The sequence below is a fragment of the Bradyrhizobium sp. 23AC genome (genome assembly GCF_054863025.1).
Genome location: NZ_JAVAYN010000002.1, coordinates 549,424 through 567,440, shown reverse-complemented (window position 1 = coordinate 567,440; position 18,017 = coordinate 549,424). Strand labels below are relative to the sequence as shown.

Annotated in this window: 20 protein-coding genes and 1 pseudogene; 12 read left to right on the top strand and 9 right to left on the bottom strand. The window is 64.1% G+C overall.

What is annotated here, in order from left to right; translation table 11 throughout:
- Position 1 precedes the first annotated feature (1 nt).
- From RAD10_RS07915 to RAD10_RS07900, 4 genes are all read right to left on the bottom strand, one after another.
- Entirely contained in the window at positions 2 to 955 is a 954-nt protein-coding gene (locus tag RAD10_RS07915; protein ID WP_461616978.1) for a sulfonate ABC transporter substrate-binding protein, read from the bottom strand.
- Positions 956 to 993: 38 nt separating this feature from the next.
- Positions 994 to 1,944, bottom strand: a complete 951-nt coding sequence (locus RAD10_RS07910) for a sulfonate ABC transporter substrate-binding protein (protein ID WP_461616977.1) — start codon at positions 1,942 to 1,944, stop codon at positions 994 to 996.
- 381 nt (positions 1,945 to 2,325) lie between these two features.
- Positions 2,326 to 3,492 (bottom strand): cytochrome P450, encoded by a 1,167-nt coding sequence (locus tag RAD10_RS07905; RefSeq protein WP_461616976.1) that lies wholly within the window; start codon positions 3,490 to 3,492, stop codon positions 2,326 to 2,328.
- Positions 3,493 to 3,580: 88 nt separating this feature from the next.
- A complete protein-coding gene (locus RAD10_RS07900) occupies positions 3,581 to 4,444 on the bottom strand; it encodes a L,D-transpeptidase (RefSeq protein WP_461616975.1) in 864 nt (287 codons plus the stop codon).
- Between the two features lie 183 nt (positions 4,445 to 4,627).
- On the opposite strand from RAD10_RS07900, the gene RAD10_RS07895 reads away from it, so the two are divergent.
- Entirely contained in the window at positions 4,628 to 5,047 is a 420-nt protein-coding gene (locus RAD10_RS07895) for a RidA family protein (protein ID WP_461616974.1), read from the top strand.
- Between the two features lie 117 nt (positions 5,048 to 5,164).
- On the opposite strand, the gene RAD10_RS07890 is transcribed toward RAD10_RS07895, so the two are convergent.
- The 3 genes and pseudogenes from RAD10_RS07890 to RAD10_RS07880 form a co-directional block, all read right to left on the bottom strand.
- A complete protein-coding gene (locus RAD10_RS07890; protein ID WP_461616973.1) occupies positions 5,165 to 5,941 on the bottom strand; it encodes a helix-turn-helix transcriptional regulator in 777 nt (258 codons plus the stop codon).
- Positions 5,942 to 6,085: 144 nt separating this feature from the next.
- Positions 6,086 to 6,417: pseudogene (locus tag RAD10_RS07885) on the bottom strand (DUF2200 domain-containing protein); the annotation flags it as partial.
- Between the two features lie 9 nt (positions 6,418 to 6,426).
- Positions 6,427 to 7,629, bottom strand: coding sequence for an LLM class flavin-dependent oxidoreductase (locus RAD10_RS07880; protein WP_461616972.1), 1,203 nt, complete (start codon positions 7,627 to 7,629; stop codon positions 6,427 to 6,429).
- 106 nt (positions 7,630 to 7,735) lie between these two features.
- Here RAD10_RS07880 and RAD10_RS07875 point away from each other — a divergent pair, with 106 nt between their 5' ends.
- The 7 genes from RAD10_RS07875 to RAD10_RS07845 all read left to right on the top strand — a co-directional run bounded on the left by RAD10_RS07875 (position 7,736) and on the right by RAD10_RS07845 (position 13,286).
- On the top strand, positions 7,736 to 7,909 hold the full coding sequence (locus RAD10_RS07875) for a hypothetical protein (protein ID WP_161499988.1): 174 nt from the start codon (positions 7,736 to 7,738) through the stop codon (positions 7,907 to 7,909).
- Positions 7,896 to 8,081 carry a periplasmic nitrate reductase, NapE protein gene (gene napE, locus RAD10_RS07870; protein WP_018318384.1) on the top strand — a complete coding sequence of 62 codons (186 nt, stop codon included), beginning with the start codon at positions 7,896 to 7,898 and terminating at the stop codon, positions 8,079 to 8,081. The genes RAD10_RS07875 and napE overlap by 14 nt, the downstream gene beginning before the upstream one ends.
- A 26-nt stretch (positions 8,082 to 8,107) precedes the next feature.
- Positions 8,108 to 8,422, top strand: coding sequence for a chaperone NapD (locus RAD10_RS07865; RefSeq protein ID WP_104462621.1), 315 nt, complete (start codon positions 8,108 to 8,110; stop codon positions 8,420 to 8,422).
- Between the two features lie 17 nt (positions 8,423 to 8,439).
- Positions 8,440 to 10,953, top strand: coding sequence for a nitrate reductase catalytic subunit NapA (gene napA, locus RAD10_RS07860; protein ID WP_461616971.1), 2,514 nt, complete (start codon positions 8,440 to 8,442; stop codon positions 10,951 to 10,953).
- The gene (locus RAD10_RS07855; RefSeq protein ID WP_026202010.1) at positions 10,950 to 11,420 is read left to right on the top strand and encodes a nitrate reductase cytochrome c-type subunit; all 471 of its coding nucleotides are present in this window, start codon (positions 10,950 to 10,952) and stop codon (positions 11,418 to 11,420) included. The genes napA and RAD10_RS07855 overlap by 4 nt, the downstream gene beginning before the upstream one ends.
- On the top strand, positions 11,417 to 12,070 hold the full coding sequence (locus RAD10_RS07850; protein WP_461616970.1) for a NapC/NirT family cytochrome c: 654 nt from the start codon (positions 11,417 to 11,419) through the stop codon (positions 12,068 to 12,070). Before RAD10_RS07855 ends, RAD10_RS07850 begins: the two co-directional genes overlap by 4 nt.
- A gap of 100 nt (positions 12,071 to 12,170) precedes the next feature.
- Positions 12,171 to 13,286, top strand: a complete 1,116-nt coding sequence (locus RAD10_RS07845; protein ID WP_461616969.1) for an ATP-dependent DNA helicase — start codon at positions 12,171 to 12,173, stop codon at positions 13,284 to 13,286.
- Positions 13,287 to 13,420: 134 nt separating this feature from the next.
- Here RAD10_RS07845 and RAD10_RS07840 read toward each other — a convergent pair whose 3' ends face one another.
- The gene (locus RAD10_RS07840; protein WP_461616968.1) at positions 13,421 to 15,097 is read right to left on the bottom strand and encodes a tetratricopeptide repeat protein; all 1,677 of its coding nucleotides are present in this window, start codon (positions 15,095 to 15,097) and stop codon (positions 13,421 to 13,423) included.
- A 257-nt stretch (positions 15,098 to 15,354) separates the two neighbouring features.
- Here RAD10_RS07840 and msrA point away from each other — a divergent pair, with 257 nt between their 5' ends.
- The 4 genes from msrA (at position 15,355) to RAD10_RS07820 (ending at position 17,288) form a co-directional block, all read left to right on the top strand.
- Complete coding sequence (gene msrA / locus RAD10_RS07835; protein ID WP_461616967.1) at positions 15,355 to 16,059, top strand: peptide-methionine (S)-S-oxide reductase MsrA; 705 nt, start codon at positions 15,355 to 15,357, stop codon at positions 16,057 to 16,059.
- Between the two features lie 31 nt (positions 16,060 to 16,090).
- Entirely contained in the window at positions 16,091 to 16,510 is a 420-nt protein-coding gene (gene msrB, locus RAD10_RS07830) for a peptide-methionine (R)-S-oxide reductase MsrB (protein WP_461616966.1), read from the top strand.
- A 106-nt stretch (positions 16,511 to 16,616) separates the two neighbouring features.
- Complete coding sequence (locus tag RAD10_RS07825; protein WP_165637301.1) at positions 16,617 to 16,781, top strand: DUF3309 family protein; 165 nt, start codon at positions 16,617 to 16,619, stop codon at positions 16,779 to 16,781.
- Between the two features lie 213 nt (positions 16,782 to 16,994).
- Positions 16,995 to 17,288, top strand: coding sequence for a hypothetical protein (locus RAD10_RS07820; RefSeq protein ID WP_018318374.1), 294 nt, complete (start codon positions 16,995 to 16,997; stop codon positions 17,286 to 17,288).
- 137 nt (positions 17,289 to 17,425) lie between these two features.
- Here RAD10_RS07820 and RAD10_RS07815 read toward each other — a convergent pair whose 3' ends face one another.
- Positions 17,426 to 17,977 carry a DUF4112 domain-containing protein gene (locus tag RAD10_RS07815; protein ID WP_461616965.1) on the bottom strand — a complete coding sequence of 184 codons (552 nt, stop codon included), beginning with the start codon at positions 17,975 to 17,977 and terminating at the stop codon, positions 17,426 to 17,428.
- Positions 17,978 to 18,017: the final 40 nt, after the last annotated feature.

Genomic DNA, 18,017 nt, shown 5'->3' with positions numbered 1-18,017 from the left:
CTCACGATCCTGACTTCCGAGCGACGTCGGAGATCTTGATGGATTTGGGGATCAGGCCCAGCGCGAAGAACGCGTCGGCCACCTGCTGCTGGTCGGCGACGACGGCATCCGTGATCGGCTTGATGCCGTAGGACTGTCGCTTCAACGCCACCTCGACCACGGGCACCGACAATCCGATCGCCGGAGCAAGCTGCTCGGCCACCGCATGAATGTCGCCTTTGGCCCAGTCGTCGACCGTGCTGAGCTCGGCGAGCACGGCGTCGACGATCTCAGGATTGGCGTCGAGGAATTTCTTCGAGGAGAAATAGAACTGGTAGTTGGCGACGATGCCGGTGCCGTCGGAGAGCGTGCGTGCACCGATGGCGGCTTCCGCGGCGGCCTGGAACGGATCCCAGATCACCCAGGCATCGACCGCGCCTCGCTCGAAGGCCGCGCGCGCATCGGCGGGCGCGAGGAAGACCGGCTCGATCTCCGAATACTTCACGCCCGCCTTCTCCAGCGCCTTGACCAGGAGATAGTGGACGTTGGAGCCCTTGTTGAGCGCAACCTTCTTGCCCTTGAGCTCAGCGACCGATTTCAGCGGGCTGTCCTTCGGCACCAGGATCGCCTCGCCCTTCGGCGCCGGTGGCTCATAGGCGACATACTGGATCGGCGCGCCAGCGGCCTGCGCGAAGATCGGCGGGGCTTCACCGGTGTTGCCGAAATCGATCGCGCCGACATTGAGCGCTTCGAGTAGCGGCGGTCCGGAGGGGAATTCGGTCCACACCACCTTGTAGCCGTCGGCCGCCAGCTTCGGCTCCAGCGTGCCCTTGCTCTTGAGCAGCACCAGCTTGCCGTATTTCTGGTAGCCGATGCGGACCACCTTGTCCTGACCATAGGACGTGCCGACCGCGGCGGCGACGATGCCGATCGACAGCACGACGGCCGCGATCAGACGCTGGATGATACGCCTCATGTTCAAACCCCTGTGTGTGGGAAGGCTGGTCGGCACGATCAGGCTGCCGGATTGCGCCAGACGATGTCGCGGATCGCGATCGGCTTGGGGATCAGGCCGAGCTTGTAGAAGCGATCGGCGACGCCCTGCTGGGTCGCGACGATGTCGTCGGTGACGGGGCCGACGACGAAGGACGACCGGTTCGCCGCGATCGTCTGGATCTCCAGCGGAATGCCGGTCACCGCGGCGAGAGACTTCGCGACCTCGTCGCGATGCTGCTCGGCCCATCTCGCGGTCGCGGTGGTGACGTCGACGATCTGCTGCAGGATCGCGCCGTGGTTCTTCGCGAAGTCGCGGTTGGCGATGTAGAAGGAATTGGTCTTGGTGACCTCGCGCGCATTGATCAGGATGCGGCCGTTCTGCCTGGTCTCGCCGATCGCGAAGTACGGATCCCAGATCGCCCAGGCCTCGATGCTGCCATTGGCAAAGGCGGGGCCGGCGTCCGGCGGCGTCAGATAGACCGGGCTGATGTCGGCGTAGGTGAGGCCCGCCTTTTCCCGCGTCTGCACCACGATGTTGTGCGCGCTGGAGCCCTTGGTGAAGCCGATGCGCTTGCCTTTCAGCTCGGTGATGCCGCGGATCGGCGAATCCTTCGGCACCAGAATGCCCTGGCCGTTGGTGATGGGCTGGCCTGCGGCATAGACGATCGCGGCGCCTGCGGCCTGCGCGAATACCGGCGGGGAATCGCCGACCGCGCCGTAATCGACGCTGCCGACATTCATCGCTTCCATCATCGGCGGGCCCGAGGAGAACTCGACCCATTTCACCTCGATGCCCAGGGTCGCGAAATGTTTTTCCAGCGCCGCCTGCTGGCGCGTGATGACCAGCACGCCGTTCTTTTGATAGCCGATACGAATTTCCTTCACCGCGCCTTGCGCAAGTGCGGGCGCAGAAAACGCCGCGAGCGCAGCGGTTCCAGCAGATTGCTTGAGAAAGTCCCGACGTCGCATCAAAAACTCCCGACCTCGCGGCCGCACGTCCATTGCGTTGCGAGAATGATGGTGCGCGCCGGGAAAACTGTCGAGACGTTCAGAAAAATAGCGATGCGCGCACTGCGCGCGCGGCAGTGCGCATGCTTAATCTTTCAAGTGCGCACGATGATGCAGAGGGATTTTTTTCGCACGCGAATGTGAGATGCGCAGGGAGCGGGACGGCAAAACGCCTCCACCACTTCCGCCGTCATTCCCCGCGAGGGCGGGGAATCCAGTATTCCAGAGGCGTCAGTGCTTCACACGACGGGCGCGGCGTACTGGATCGCCCGGTCAAGCCGGGCGATGACACCGACAGTGGCGCGCGCAATCCCGCAAGTGCGTGCAGCGGCACCAACCGGCTTATTGCAGCCATCTCACCGGCAGATTCTGCAGCCCGCGAAACGCCCAGCCGCCCACCCGCACCGGCTCGTCGGCGGCGATCTCGAGATGCCTGGCCCGCGCGAACACGGTCGGCAGCGCGACGTCGGCGATCATCGCGCGGGAGGCCCACGCGCCGGCGCAAAAATGCGGGCCGGCGCCGAAGGCGACGCTCTTGGTCGTATCACGCCGCACGTCGAACTGATCGGCGCGCTCGAAATGCCTCTCGTCGCGATTGGCGGAGCCGAACATCAGGAACACCCGCTCGTCCGTCTCGAAGGCGACGTCGCGGATGCTCCACGGCTTGGCGATGCGGCGCGGCGACATGCCGATCGGCGATATCCAGCGGGCATATTCCTCGAACGCCTCGAGCCAGGTCACCTCGCCTCTGCGCACCAGATCGAGCTGCTCGGGATGAGTCAGCAGCGCCCACACCGTGCCGGCGATCGCCTTGCGCGGCTCGTTCTGACCGCCCGAGATCGCGAGTTTGACGTTCGCGCGCACGCTCTCCATCGGCATGCCGGAGGCGAGCAGCACGCCTAAAATGCTCTGGTCGGGATGCTTGCGCATCGCCGGCAGGATGTCGTCGATCGCGGCATCGATGCCCGAGGTCGCGGCGTGACAGCGCGCCTCGACCTCAGGGTCGCCGGCATAGTTGGCGATGCCATCGATCATGCCCTGCGACCACGCGTCCATGTCGCCAAAGTCGATATTGGTGAGGCCAGTGATCGACTTCAGGCATTCGCCGGAGAACGGCAGCGCGAAATCGCGCATGAAGTCGATCCGCCCCGGCTCGATCGCATCGAGGATGCGGTCCGCATGCGCCTGGAACAGCGCGGTCCAGTGCGCCTTCACCGTCTTCGGCGACACCGTCGGAAACATCGCGCGGCGCTCGACCTGGTGCGCTTCGCCGTCCTTGCGCATCATGTTGTGGCCCATCAACCGGTTCATCAGGCCCGCAGGCTGGTGCGAGGAGAACACGTCGACCTGCTTCTCGGAGATCGAGATGTCGTCGCGGCTGGTCAGCAGTGTCGAGCCGAGCTGCGGCACAAACGCGATCGGCGCCTCTTTCCGCATCTTCGCGAGCATCGGATAGGGATCGGCCCAGAACGCGGCAGGGTCGATGTCGATGCGCGGCGCGGTGCTCAAAGCGGCCTCCTCGGATTGTCGTATCCTTGAGGCCAGACTAGCGAACTCCGCGGCCGGCGTCTGTCCCTAGCGATAGGGACGGATCGAGTTACCGGGCCTCGGCGATCTTCTCTCCGGATGGCAGCATCTGCGCGTTGGCTGCCAAGGGCCGCCTCGATGGCGATGCAGGGTCCGGCAACCGGAACGCGGCGTCAGCCGGCGTGCCCTGGGATGGGCGGCGGGCAACGCTTGCCGGAAGCACGATCACTTTCGCTCCGACCTTCACCCGCTCATAGAGGTCCATGACGTCCTCATTGGTCAGCCGGATACAGCCGGACGACACCCGCTTGCCGATCGTATCGGGCTTGTTGGTGCCGTGAATGCGATATTCGGTCTCGCCCAGATACATCGCCCGGGCGCCGAGCGGATTGCCGGGGCCACCTGCCATGAACCGCGGCAGATAAGGCTGACGCGAGACCATCTCCGTAGGCGGATGCCAATCCGGCCATTCCGCCTTACGGGCCACAGTCTGCTCACCGGACCAGGTGAAACCTTCGCGGCCGACACCGATGCCATAGCGCAACGCCTGGGTGTCGTTCAGAACCAAATAGAGGAATGTGTTCTTGGTATCGATGATCACGGTGCCGGGCGTCTGGCGGCTGGCGTAATCAACCACCTGCCGAACCAATGCTCCGGGACCATCAGCGTCGGCTTTTGGTGGTTCGATCAGAGGCGCCGGTGCCGGAGCCGGTGCCGGAGCCGGCGCTGCTGCATGAACCGGAGGTGCCACGTAAACCGGACTTGACGACGCCTTGGCTTCCTGTGCGGACGGCTTGCGCGCCGGCTGCACGCTCGCCGGGCCGGACAGCAAACCGTAGCCCAATGCGGCGACAGCCACGGCGCCAATGGCAACTCTCGCGGCCATGGGTATTGCGAGCGTCTCGGCCCTTCCACGTTTCGCCCGCTTACCCATACTGTTTCCCCAGGTCACTATGCCCTGAAGAGGTACCCAGCAAAATTTAAGAAACTTCGAAGCAATGCCGCTCAGGCTGGAACCGTCGGGGATGGTTAACGCCGGGCGGAAGTGCTCCCTGAGCAAGCCCTGGTTTGAATTGTCGGCTACAACGCCGTGATCTGACCCAACTAGGGAGTTGTAATGACCCGGTCATTGAAAATTCCAACCGAGCTTTTTGACAGTCGGAAATTCGGTTTTGCCCAAGTGGCCGTTACTTCCACGCCCTTAGGCCACGCGATACACATTTCCGGTCAAGTCGCGTGGGATTCGAATGGAAACATCGTCGGCACTGGCGACATTGGACGCCAATTAGAAAAGAGTTTGGAAAACCTCAGCGCGGCCCTGGCTTCCGTTGGTGCCAGACTTGATGATGTGGGATCGCTACGGATTTATATTAGGCAAACCCACTTGCACCAAGGTGACGCCATATCTCGCGCGCTCAAGGCTGTGTTTGGCGATAATCCACCGTGCACAACTTGGATCGGAGTGACGAGCCTCGCCAGGGATGAGTTCCTTATCGAGATCGAGCCGTCGGTTGTATTTCTGCCCCGAACAGTATGACTATAGACACCATTGGCCCTCCAGACGTCTCCTTTGGGTCAAAAGGCCCCAACCCTCGCTGGCGGACTGCGTGTCCGCTTTGCTCTCGGAAGCAGGTATCGCGGGCTTAGAGTCTCGTCAGTTCAGGCCGCGCGGCCCCGCCAGCAGGCGCAGCACGATCGAGAACAATTCGTTCTGCGAGGAGATGCCGAGCCGCTGATAGGCGCGCTTGCGGTAGGTCAGGGTCGAATGCAGGCTGATGCCGAGTCCTTGCGAGATTGCTTCGGAGCTAAAACCGAGCAGGATGCGGCGGCAGACCTCCTGCTCGCGCGGTGTCAGGTTCGAGAGTGGCGCGCGCGTCGCGAACAGTGTCGAGAGATCGGGCGCCAGCTTCTCCTGAAAATGACGCGCGATGCTCGCGCCGATCGCGGGCGCGATCGCCTGGAGCCGTTCGCGCTGGGCGGCACTGAAACGGCCCTGGGACGTGATGCGATAGAAGTTGACGTAGAAGCAGGTGTCGCCCGTCCAGATCGCGGTCGCGCATTTGTCGACGATGCCGGAATCGTGGAAGAAGATCTTGCGGTAGCGCGCGCCGTACATGCGCGGCGCGAAGGCCGGCAGCATGATCGGCGCGGTGCCCTCGCCTTCGAACAGCGCATCGCGGTTGGGATCGGATTCGTGGAACTGGCCGGCATAGGCGGCGCCGAGATCGCCGCCGATCGGGATGTTGCCGGCATCGAGCAGGCAGGTCGCAGCACCGCCACGGGACAGTGCGAACACCATGCAATGGCCGACATCGGCGTGGCGGCGCAGCGTGTCGATAAGGATTTTTGGGAAATCGGCGCGGCCGATGGCGAGCACCGCGGGCGCGATGTCACCAGCCGCTGGAGTTGTAGGTGTCCCGCGAGGGTGCATCGTCTTCTCCCTGTCGCTTTTGACATGGTCTACCAGCAATGGCGGCACGCTGGAAGTGCCGGCTCTGCGTAGCAGATTGCGCGGAAGTCGCTGAGCCGAATGGACAGATGTGGCTGCTCGAAATCACTTTCTTCGCAGAATCTGGTCCATTGTTTTTCCCCGGGCCAGTTCGTCAATCAACTTATCCAAGTAGCGGATTTCCCGCATCGTGGGCTCCTTGATGTCCTCCACCCGAACGCCGCACACCACACCCTTGATGAGGGCGCGCGAAGGGTTGATTGCGGGGCCTCCGCAAAGAAGGCTTCGAAGTCCGTTTGTTTTTCCAATTGGATTTGCAGCTCTTTCTGACCATAGCCCGTCAACCATGAGATGATCTGATCGACCTCAGCCTTCGAACGCCCTTTCTTCTCCGCTTTCGCAACGTAGAGTGGGTAAACGCTCGCGAAGCTGGTTGTATAGATCCGGTGTTTTGGCAACAGAGCCCCCTACCCGGCAGCATTCGCCGGTGCGACGTTGATCGCCAGCTTGCCGTAGCGGTCCGTAAACGCCTCGGTGTCGATCTCCTCCAGCTTGATCTCGCCGCTCATGACGCCCTGCTTCCAGGCCTCCTGCGCAGGATCGTTCTGGAACTCAGGCATCACCTCGCGGCCGAACAGCTCGAGCGATTCGCAGATGTGCTCGTGGCTGTTCTTGCCGGCCTGGTTGAGCAGGATGACCTGGTCGATATGCGAGGACTGGAAGCGCTTCAGCTTCTTGCGGATGGTCTCGGGCGAGCCGATCAGGCCGCCCCGCAAGGCCGCTTCCTGTGCCTCGGGATTGTCGCGCTTCCACTTGTTGTACTCGTCCCACATGTTGACGGTGTAGGGCGCGGGCCGCTGGCGGTTCTGCGAGGCGCCGTAGAAGCGCAGCGCGAACTGGAAGAAGGTGGCGCCGTCGGCGCGGGCGCGCGCCTCCTCGTCGGTCTTGGCGCACATGAAGAACGACACCAACGCCATGTTCGGGTTGATCTGGTAGTCCGCCAGTTTATGCAGCCGCTTGGTCATCGCGTTGTAATAGGCGTGCACCCAGGCATGGGCCGCGTCGGCGCTGACGAACTGGAAGCCGAGCGCGCCAAAACCATGGCGGCCGGCACGCTCGATGGTCGGTAGTTGCGAGCACGCCATCCACAACGGCGGATGCGGCTTCTGCACCGGCTTTGGCACGACGTTGCGCAAGGGGATATCGAAATACTTGCCGTGATGCTCGCTGCCCACGTCCTTGAACATCGGGAAGATCGCGGCAACGGCTTCCTCAAACACTTCCTTCTTGGTCTCCATGTCGCGGCCGAACGGGGTGAGCTCGGTGATCGAGGCGCTCTCGCCCATGCCGAACTCGCAGCGGCCGTTCGAGAGCAGATCGAGCACCGCGACACGCTCGGCAACGCGCGCCGGGTGATTGGTGGTGAGCTGCAGGATGCCGTGCCCGAGGCGGATGTTCCTGGTGCGCTGGCTTGCGGCGGCGAGGAAGGATTCCGGTGACGGCGAGTGCGAATATTCCTCGAGGAAATGATGCTCGACCACCCAGGCATGGTCGTAGCCGAGCTTGTCGGCGAGTTCCATCTGCGAGAGCGCGTTCTGGTAGAGCCTGAGCTCGTCGCCCGCCACCCAGGGCCGCGGCAGCTGCAGCTCGTAGAAGATGCCGAACTTCATGGCGTCGCTCTCCCGCTTATTTTTGTTGAGCTCATCTTAAGGTGTGAGGCGGAGCTGTCTACGGAGCAGCAATTCCGCCGCGCGGGAGACTGATCCCGAGCCTGGCATGGCGACGCATACCCGCCTCGGCGCCGCCGCTGCGACATCCGCGCAAGTCGACAGGTTGATCCAGATCAACGCCACCGCGGGCCGATTGCAGCAAAAGGGCTGCAAGGCAACGGCCCGGATGCCGTCCCGCTTCCCATACCATCCCGAAGAGACCGAATATGTCGGCCCCTGACGACACGACTTCGCGCGTGCGCCGCAAGCGCATGGAGATTTTCGCTTTCCTGTTCCTGACCGCGATCGTGATGCCCGTCCTCGCGGTCGGAACAGTCGGCTCCTATGGGCTCGGCGTCTGGATCTACCAGATGTTTGCCGGTCCTCCCGGCCCGCCGCCCTCCCCGCATTGATCTCCTCCAAGCGAAAGACAGGCATCATGGCCCAAGCTTCACTGAACCGCCGCGCATTGATCACCGGCCGGGTGCTCAGCGCCGAGCGCGTCATCTCTCCGCCAGGCTGCGAGATCGCCAGCATCATCGTGCAGGCAAGGCCCGAGCGCCTCGCCGAACTCGAAGCTGAGATCGCCGCGCTGCCCGGCTGCGAGATCCATGGCCGCGATGCGCGCGGCAAGCTCGTCGTCGTCACTGAGGCGCCGGACGCCGGCAGCCTTGGCACCCTGCTCAACACCATCCAGTCGCTGCCCAACGTCTATTCCGCGGCGCTGGTCTTCCACGCCATCGAAACCGCCTAAGGGCCGGGAGAGCCATCATGACATCGCCAAAGCTCGACCGCCGCCAGATGCTGAAGCTCGAGGCCGCCGCGATTGCGGCCGCCGCAGCAGGCATGCCGGCTCCGGCGCTCGCCGCCAATCTCGTCACCGAGCGCGACAACAACGAAATGAAATGGGACAAGGCCGCCTGCCGCTTCTGCGGCACCGGCTGCTCGGTGATGGTCGCGACCAAGGACAATCGCGTCGTCGCCACCCACGGCGACATCAAGGCCGAGGTCAACCGCGGCCTCAACTGCGTCAAGGGCTACTTCCTCTCCAAGATCATGTACGGCCATGACCGCCTGACCCAGCCGATGCTGCGCAAGACGGGCGGCAAATACGACAAGAACGGCGAGTTCACGCCCGTGTCCTGGACCGAAGCCTTCGACATCATGGAGGTGAAGTGGAAGGAGGCGTTCAAGAAGCGCGGGCCGAACGGCGTCGCCATGTTCGGCTCCGGCCAGTGGACGATCTGGGAAGGCTATGCCGCCTCGAAGCTGTTCAAGGCCGGCTTCCGCACCAACAACATCGATCCCAATGCGCGGCACTGCATGGCTTCCGCCGTCGCCGGCATGATGCGCACTTTCGGCATCGACGAGCCGCCCGGCTGCTACGACGACATCGAGGCGACCGACGCCTTCGTGCTGTGGGGCTCCAACATGGCGGAGATGCACCCGATCCTGTGGACGCGCCTCGCCGACCGCCGGCTGTCCGCGCCGCATGTCCGCGTCGCCGTGCTCTCGACCTTCGAGCACCGCTCGTTCGACCTCGCCGACATCGGCATGGTGTTCAAGCCGCAGACCGACCTCTACATCCTCAACGCCATTGCCAACCACATCATCAAGACCGGCCGGGTCAACAAGGACTTCGTCGCCGCGCATACGATTTTCAGGCGGGGGCAGACCGATATCGGCTACGGTTTGAGGCCGGAGCATCCGCTCCAGAAAAAGGCAACGGGTGCAGCGAAGGCCAACGACTCCACCGACATGAGCTATGACGAGTACGTCAAGTTCGTGTCGGAATACACGCTGGAAAAGGCAGCCGAGATGTCCGGCGTCCCGCTGAACCGGCTGGAGGCGCTCGCCGAGCTCTACGCCGATCCCAAGACCAAGGTGGTCTCGTTCTGGACCATGGGCTTCAACCAGCACACTCGCGGCGTCTGGTGCAACAACCTCGTCTACAACATCCATCTTCTGACCGGAAAGATCTCCTCGCCCGGCAACAGCCCGTTCTCGCTGACCGGCCAGCCCTCGGCCTGCGGCACCGCGCGCGAGGTCGGCACCTTCTCGCACCGGCTGCCGGCCGACATGGTCGTGACCAACAAGGCGCATCGCGACCACGCCGAGCACATCTGGCAGCTGCCCGAAGGCACCATTCCCGACAAGAACGGCGCGCACGCCGTGCTGCAAAGCCGGATGTTGAAGGACGGCCTGATCAACGCCTATTGGGTGCAGGTCAACAACAACCTCCAGGCCGGCCCCAACGTCAACGAGGAGACCTATCCCGGCTTCCGCAACCCCGACAATTTCATCGTGGTCTCGGACGCCTATCCGTCGGTGACGGCACTGGCCGCCGATCTGATCCTGCCGACCGCGATGTGGGTGGAGAAGGAAGGCGCCTACGGCAATGCCGAGCGGCGCACCCAGTTCTGGCACCAGCTCGTCCCCGCGCCCGGCGAGTCGAAATCCGATCTCTGGCAGCTCATGGAGTTCTCCAAGCGCTTCAAGATCGAGGAGGTCTGGCCCGAGGAGCTGATCGCCAAGAAGCCGGAGGTTCGCGGCAAGACGCTGTTCGATGTGCTCTACCGGAACGGCCAGGTCGACAAATTCCCCGTGACCGACATCGAGCCGGGCTATCTCAACGACGAGTCCAAGGCCTTCGGCTTCTACGTCCACAAGGGCCTGTTCGAGGAATACGCGCAGTTCGGCCGCGGCCATGGCCATGACCTCGCGCCGTTCGACACCTATCACCGCGAGCGCGGCCTGCGCTGGCCCGTCGTCAACGGCCAGGAGACGAAGTGGCGTTTCCGCGAGGGCAGCGACCCCTACGTCAAGCAGGGCACCGAGGTGCAGTTCTACGGCTATCCCGACGGCAAGGCGCGCATCTTCGCGCTGCCATTCGAGCCGGCGGCGGAATCGCCCGACAACGAATATCCCTACTGGCTCTCGACCGGCCGCGTGCTGGAGCACTGGCATTCCGGCACCATGACGCGCCGCGTGCCCGAGCTGTACAAGGCCTTCCCCGAAGCCGTGTGCTTCATGCATCCGGACGACGCGGCGGATGCCAAGCTCCGTCGCGGGGACGAGGTGAAGGTGGTCTCCCGCCGCGGCTTCATCCGCGCCCGGGTCGAAACGCGCGGTCGCGACCGGCCGCCGAAGGGCCTCGTCTTCGTGCCGTGGTTCGACGAGTCCAAGCTGATCAACAAGGTGACTCTGGACGCGACCGATCCGATTTCGCTGCAGACCGACTTCAAGAAATGCGCCGTGCGCATCGAGCGGGTGAACCTGTCATGATGAAACGATCTGCAATCGCCTTGCTCGCCTTCGCGATCGCCGCGGCCTCGAGCTCGCTGACCGCACAGACCGTCACCTCGGGCCTGCGCGGTCCGGCCCCACTCAATGACGAGGGCCCGGCGCCACCGATGCTGCCGAACCGCAACACGTCCGAGAAGGAGGTGCGCAATTATCCGGAGCAGCCGCCGGTCATCCCGCACACGATCGACGGCTATCAGATCGACCTCAACGGCAACAAATGCCTGTCCTGCCATGCGCGGGCACGCACGGCGGAATCTCAGGCGCCGATGGTCTCGATCACGCATTTCATGGACCGCGACGGCCAGTTCCTCGCCTCGATCTCGCCGCGGCGCTTCTTTTGCACGGAATGCCACGTGCCGCAGAACACCGCCAATCCGCCCGTGAGCAACGACTTCGTCGACATCGACACGCTGCTGTCGCGCGCAAGCCCGGGTGGCCGCCGATGACGACGACTGCTGACGAGCCCAATGCAGAGCTGAAAACCAAGCGCGGCTTCATCGCGCGAAGCTGGGGCTTTGCGCTGGAGCTATGGCGGGTGCTGACCCGGCCGAGCTCGGTGTTCGCCCTCGGCACCCTGGTGCTGGCCGGCTTCATCGCCGGCGTGATCTTCTGGGGCGGCTTCAACACCGCGCTGGAATTGACCAACACCGAGAAATTCTGCACCGGCTGTCACGAGATGAAGGACAACGTCTTCGCCGAGCTGAAATCGACCATCCACTTCAGCAATCGCTCCGGGGTGCGCGCGACCTGCCCGGATTGCCACGTTCCGCACAACTGGACCGACAAGATCGCGCGCAAGATGCAGGCCTCCAAGGAGGTCTGGGGCAAGATCTTCGGCACGATCAACACGCGGGAAAAATTCCTGGACCACCGGCTGGAGCTCGCCGCGCACGAATGGGCGCGTTTCAAGGCCAACGATTCCCTGGAATGCCGCAACTGCCACAGTGCCGATTCCATGGACATCACCAAGCAGTCGCCGCGGGCCTCGGTGGCGCACCAGCGCTTCCTGTTCACGAAGGAAAAGACCTGCATCGACTGCCACAAGGGCATCGCCCACCAGCTGCCCGACATGCGCGGCGTTCCCGGCTGGCAGTAAGACCAAAAGCAACCAGATTCGCCCCGCTTGAACCGGCGGGGCGAATGGTTAGTTTTGGGGGATAGCGAATCGCCTCGTTTCGCCCTTCCTCAAGACAGATATGGCCAGTTTCACACCGCATCAGGATGCCGCTCTCAAGGCCGTCGGCGATTGGCTGAAGGCCAAGCCGGGCCGCAATGGCACGCCGCCGATCTTCCGCCTGTTCGGCTTTGCCGGGACCGGCAAGACCACGCTGGCGCGGCACATCGCCGACGGCGTCGACGGCGAGGTGAAGTTCGCCGCCTTCACCGGCAAGGCCGCCCTCGTCATGCGCAACAAGGGGTGCGACGACGCCTCCACCATCCACTCCCTGATCTACCGCGCCCGCGAATCCGGCGAGGAGCAGCCGAGCTTCGAATTGTGGGACGACGCGCCGGCCTCGAAGGCGAAGCTGATCGTGATCGACGAATGCTCGATGGTCGACGCCGAATTGGGCCGCGACCTGATGTCGTTCGACTGCCCCCTGCTCGTGCTCGGCGATCCCGCGCAGCTGCCGCCGATCCAGGGCGGCGGCTTCTTCACCAACACCGAGCCCGACGCGATGCTGACAGAGGTGCACCGCCAGGCCCAGGACGATCCGATCGTGCGGATGTCGATGGACGTGCGCGAGGGACGCGAGCTCGACATCGGCCGCTACGGCGAGAGCGAGGTGGTGTCGCGCAAGGAGCTCGATCCCGACCGCGTCATGGGCGCCGACCAGGTGCTGGTCGGCCGCAACAACACAAGGCGCGCGTACAATATGCGGGTGCGCCAGCGCCAGAACATCGAGGACGCCTTTCCGGTCGCCGGCGACAAGCTGGTGTGCCTGCGCAACAACCGCAAGAAGGGCCTGTTCAACGGCGGGCTGTGGCGCGTGAAGTCGCGCAACACCTCGCGCTCGAAATCGCGCATTCTCTCGATGCGGCTGTCGCCGGACGAGGATTTTGGCCACAAGGTGACCAAGGTCTCGGTGCGCGCCGATTGCTTCGAGGGCGGCGTCGAGCAGATCGCCTGGGAGCAGCGCAAGCCCTATGACGAGTTCGACTACGGCTACGTGCTCACCGTGCACAAGTCGCAGGGCTCGCAATGGGACGACGTCGTGCTGTTCGACGAGAGCTTTGCGTTTCAGGACTCAAGGGCGCGGTGGCTGTACACGGGCATCACGCGGGCGGCGAAGCGGCTCAGCATCGTCGTCTGAAACTCCGGCCCCGTAGGGTGGGCAAAGGCGCGTAGCGCCGTGCCCACGATCTCCCTCCATAAGCAACAAGGCGTGGGCACGCTTCGCTTTGCCCACCCTACGGCACGGAGAATGGGGCGCCGGAATCGCGCCCCTTACTTCCCCGCCACAAAGTAAAAATCCTCGCGGCCCGGCGGCGAGCCGTAGGTGAACGGCTGCTGCTCGTGCCTGGTGGCGGCCCAGACGTCGTCGCGGATGATGTCGAACAGCTTTCGGATCTCGATGCGGGGCTGCTTGATCTCGCGGGCGAGCGCGGTGGCGAACGGGCTGTTGGCGCTGCCGTCGCCGTCCATTGCGGTCTCGCCATGCTTGGCGGCGTAGACCACCATGAAGCCGGCGCCGGGCTCGATGTTGGAAAAGCCCTTGTCGACCAGCTTCAGCGACAGCGTGCGCTGCATGCTCGGCGCGAACGGATTGTCGCGGCAGGCATCCAGAACCACGAGGCGCATTTTTCGCGCGGCACCGACCGCGGCGATCACCTGCTCGAGGGCGACCGCCTGGGTCTCGGCGTCCTTGTCGGCAGCGAGCTTGGCGTCGACGGGAACGAGATAGTTCACCCCGCCGATCTCGAAGCCGTGGCCGGCGTAATAGACCACGGCCCAGTCGGCCTTCTCCGCTTCCTCCGCGAAGGCCTTCAACGCGTCAAAGAACTTGTCGCGGGTGAGGTCATTGACGGAAATCACGCTCTGGAAGCCGACGTCGCGCAGCACGCTCGCGATCAGTTTGGAATCGCGCGGCGGATTGGGCAAGGCATGGACGTTCTTGTAGGCGCCGTTGCCGATCACCAGCGCCACGCGGCGCCCGGTTGCTCCGGCCGGCGCCTGCAGCGTCAGCGCGGCGAGCCGCTCCTGCGCGACGGCACGGGCGCGGGCGACGTCGGGCTCGTCGAACTTCGTCAGCGAATAGGCGGCCGCGCGGTAATCGGCGCGCGCCTGCGCGAGATCTTTCTTTCGCTCGTAGATCTGGCCGCGGCCGGAATGCGCGCGGATGTTGTTCGGATTGATCTGGATGGCCGTGTTGTAGTCCTTCAGCGCGGCGTCGAGGTCGCCCTTCATCATGCTGACGTCGGCGCGGTTGTTGATCGCGAACACGTTTTTCGGCTGCCGCTCGATCAGGCCGTTGCAGTCGGCAAGGGCCTGCGCATACTTGCCCATCATGCCGTAAGTGATGCAGCGGTTGCTGGCGATCTGCGGCGCGGTCGGGTCGATCTTCTCGGCCTCCGCGAAATCGGCGATCGCGCCGTCGAAATCCTTCATCAGCGTCCGCGCGCGGGCGCGATTGGTCCAGCCGAGCAGGAATTTCGGCGTGTATTTGATCGACAGGCTGAAATCGTCGATCGCGCTTTGCAACGCGCCGCGGCGCGCGTAGATGACGCCGCGATTGTTGTAGGGGACACCATAGGTGGGGCGCTTCTGAAGGGCGAGGTTGTAGTCCGTCATTGCGAGGTCGTCCTGGCCCTTGCGCTCATAGGCGAGGCCGCGCAGGTTGAGGGCGATGACGTAGTCCGGATCGAGATCGACCGCGATGGACAAGGTCTCGATCGCGCGGTCGTAATCGCGCTTGCTGATCAGCGTGTTGCCGCGCACGGAGAGCGCGATGGCCTTGTCCTTGCCGCCGAGCTTGTCGGCCTTCAGCAGATTGTCGCAGGCGCTCGCGCGGGCCTGGGCCTCCGCCTGGCGGTCGCGGCAGAGGGTGAGATCGTCGGCCTGCGGGTCGGCCGCCGCGCTGAACAGGCCGGAGGTCAGGATGACGAGGGAAACGACGCGCAACATGGGTCAGGCCTGCTCCAGCCAGATTCTTCTTAAGTCGATCATCGATCGCACCGGTTCATCTAGCGCGGAGTTCCCGGTCTCGCCAAGCTGCTGGCGCCCGGCTATCCCGCGCGGCGCGTTTCACAGACTCGTGTCCGTCCCGCCGTAACAATCGGCGGCCGCGTCCGTACCTCGGATGGTGCGAAAACGCAGCCGGGCAACTGTTCGTCCGGCCCCGACCGCCCTAGACTGTCAGACCTTCCGAAAGAGGATCCGCCATGCGCCGACCTGCCCTCGCCTCCCTGCTCGCCGCAACCACCGCCCTTTCGCTAGCCTTTGCCGCGCCGTCCCGGGCTGCGGAGGATGCGGTCGTGATCCCCGCCCCCGCCATGGATGCGGCACCTGCGAGCGGGATCCAGACCGCCGTGATCGCCGGGGGCTGCTTCTGGGGCGTGCAAGGCGTCTTCCAGCACACCGCCGGCGTCGTCAACGCGGTCTCCGGGTATGCCGGCGGCACCAAGGCGACCGCCGACTACCAGACGGTCTCGAGCGGCCGGACCGGCCATGCCGAGGCGGTCGAGATCAAGTACGACCCGAAGAAGATCTCCTACGGCAAGATCCTCCAGATCTACTTCTCGGTGGCGCACGACCCGACCCAGCTCAACCGCCAGGGCCCCGACGTCGGCACGCAATATCGCTCGGCCGTCTTCACCACCACGGACGAGCAGAAGAAGGTGGCGGAGGCCTATATCGCCCAGCTCAACGGCGCCAAGGTCTTCAGCAAGCCGATCGTGACCAAGGTCGGCGCGCTGGAGGCCTTCTACCCGGCGGAGGCCTACCACCAGGACTATCTGACGCTGCACCCGAACCAGCCTTACATCGCCTATAACGACCTGCCCAAGGTCGAGAACCTGAAAAAGCTGTTCGCGGATAACTACATTGAAAAGCCGACGCTGGTGAGTGCCAGCAAGGCCACCAACTGATCGCGAGATCACCGAAACAAACGGGAGACCCATGCCCGACACCAAAATGAAAACCACGGACGACAAGGTCATCAAGAGCGAAGAGCAGTGGCGGCGCGAATTGTCGCCGATGCAGTACGCGGTCCTGCGCGAGAAGGCGACCGAGCGTCCCTTCTCGGGCGAGTATGAGCACGACCACCGCGCCGGCACCTACACGTGCGCCGGCTGCGGCAATGTGCTGTTCGAGTCAGACGCCAAGTTCGATTCCGGCTGCGGCTGGCCGAGCTTCACCCAGCCCGCCGTCGAGAGCCATATCGACGAGGAGCGGGACGTGAGCCACGGCATGATCCGCACCGAGGTGCTCTGCTCCAAATGCAGCGGCCATCTCGGCCACGTCTTCCCCGATGGCCCCGGGCCGACCGGCCTGCGCTACTGCATCAACTCGGCCGCGCTGAAGCTGGAGCCGAAATAAGGTTGCGCGCGGCCCGGTTCCTTCATGGAACCCGGCCGCGCGATGTGCTTTTCTCGTCTGGCGGTGCGGCCGATCATCGCATTTGGCGGCCGCCAGGGAGGATGCCATGCGACTCGGGACCGTCCTGATCATCCTGGTGATCATCTATCTGATCGGCGGCCTGTCCGGCCGCGTCGGCGGCTACGGCTATGGGATGGGCCATTCTGGCATGGGCATCGGCGGCGTCGTGCTGGCGGTGCTGGTCGTCCTGCTGCTGCTTGGCAAATTGTAAGCCATATAAGTCATTGGAATAACTTAATTAATTTCATCCGCGGAGCTGCCATGCGCGGATTCATCATCTCCCATCGCGGGGGTCGCATTTTTGTCAAATCGGCCTATATTAGAGGGCGAAAATGGCATGTGCGGCGGGCTCGCTCGATTGCGGCCCCTGCCCTCCCAAACCCCACGCGCTTAAAGCCCCAGAGAGATCACGAGGTCTTTGACCATGCGTCCACTGCGTCCGTTCAACTTCAACACTTCCGCCGAACTCTTCCCCGCCGCGATCCGCAAGAAGAAGCGCGCAGGCTTCACCTATCGCCGGTTCGGCACTGCGGCTGAAGCCGTGCAGTTCGCGATGGAGCAATTGCCGACGGATTCGCTGAACGGCGCCTATCTCCAGGTCGAGGAAGCGCGTTTCGACCAGAACGGCATCCGCTCGCTTTATGAGAGCGAAGCCTTCCCGTTGCCCCGCCGTCCCAAGCCGGCGCCGGCCGAGACCGACGCCGCCGACGCGGCCTAAGTTTTCGCTGAGCCTTACGATGTGCGCAGAAAGCGCGATGGCCGAAAGGCTGTCGCGTTTTTTGCGTTTGGGGGGTCTCCCCGCAGCGGCGCATCATCGACCAGATGGACTCGCGGCAAGCGCTCCCAGCCGCCGCGCTAAATCCGCGGCTGCTTGTCGAGCCAGCGGCGCAAAAGGCGCACGTTGCGCATGTTGGCGCGGAACATGACGTCGAAAGCGTCGCCCGCGAACGGGACCATGCCGACCACGCCGTCGAGCGCGACATTGCCGAGCATGCGGGCGGTGAGGTACCAGGGCGCGCCCAGCGCGCGGGCCTCGCGCACCAGCCACAGCGAGATCGCCGTGGTGATGATGTCGCCGACGACGGGGATCAGGCCGATCAGCCCGTCGATGCCGTAGCGGATGTTGGTGCCGGGCAGGATGAAGGCGACGTCGAGCAGCTTGGCGATCGCCTCGATCCGCGCGATCCGCTGCTCGCGCGTGAGATTGCCGAACGGGCTCCCGGCGAACGGATTGTCCTTGCCGAGCTCAAAACCGAATTCGCGAAAGCCTTGCTCCAGCGTTTCAGGGCGGATTTCCCGGCCATCCTGATCGATGATCGGCCCGCGTGCCTCGGTGGCCGAGGTCGCGCGCGAGCTCCCCGAACGGGATCTGCGTGGAGCAAGGATATCGTCGTCGGACATGGTCATGGCCTTCAGGGAACGCGCTAGCGCGGCGGAGGTTGCTGCG